The organism is Corynebacterium sp. UMB0012 (assembly GCF_030216265.1).
Classification (GTDB): domain Bacteria; phylum Actinomycetota; class Actinomycetes; order Mycobacteriales; family Mycobacteriaceae; genus Corynebacterium.
Genome location: NZ_JASOKQ010000119.1, coordinates 1 through 255 on the forward strand (window position 1 = coordinate 1; position 255 = coordinate 255).

The 255-nt window shown below is 66.7% G+C and carries 1 protein-coding gene; it reads left to right on the top strand.

Annotated features, from left to right (window positions below):
- Positions 1 to 255, top strand: a 255-nt coding sequence (locus QP324_RS12115) for a 2-oxo acid dehydrogenase subunit E2 (protein WP_284816234.1), incomplete at both ends; no start/stop codon positions are given.

The following is a 255-nucleotide window of genomic DNA, read 5'->3' on the forward strand; positions in this document are numbered from 1 at the left end:
TCCCCGGTCATCCACGACGCGGACAAGCTGAGCCTGCCGGAGCTGGCGAAGGCCATCGTCGACATCGCCGAGCGCGCGCGCAACCGCAAGCTGCGCCCGGACGACCTGTCCGGCGGCACCTTCACCATCACCAACATTGGTTCCGAGGGCGCTCTCTCTGATACGCCCATCGTGGTTCCTCCGCAGGCAGCGATGGTGGGCACCGGTGCTATCACCAAGCGCCCGGTGGTTGTCACCGAAAACGGTGTCGACGCG